Raw genomic sequence first — 556 nt, 5'->3', positions numbered from 1 at the left:
CTTAACGAAAAAACCGGCCTCAATTTCAAACCTCTGCAAAACAGTAGCAACCACGGCTGTGATGGCTGCGCGGTGGCGATCAATGGCGATACGATTACCGTGGTGGTGATGGATGCGAAGTCTTCTGTGAACGGTGTGAATGCGGCACGCACGCCGCATGGGGAACCGGCGACAAGATTGAGAGGGTGGTTGCAAAAAAGCTCGATAACCCAATCCGATCCTGAGAAAAATAGGGGTCAGACCACGGTTTTGTGCTTTTTAGAGTTCAGCAGNAATTGCTCTNNNNTTTAAAATATGATTTATTTTTTGTAATTATTCGATTTTGTTGGCCTGGTGATGGGCGGCTAAGCTGTAAGCTCTTATTCATTTGGGGGTTTATATGGCTCGCCGTCCTAGAGTTATACTGCCGGATGTCCCGTTGCACATTATTCAGCGGGGAAACAACCGGTCTGCGTGTTTTTATTCAGACGAAGACTATATTTTTTACGTTGATAAGTTAGACCTGCTTGCTGAATTGTATGGCTGTAAAATTCACGCAATGTGCTTGATGACAAAT

The organism is Pseudomonas marginalis (assembly GCF_001645105.1).
Classification (GTDB): domain Bacteria; phylum Pseudomonadota; class Gammaproteobacteria; order Pseudomonadales; family Pseudomonadaceae; genus Aquipseudomonas; species Aquipseudomonas petroselini.
Note: the sequence above shows the minus strand (reverse complement) of the source record.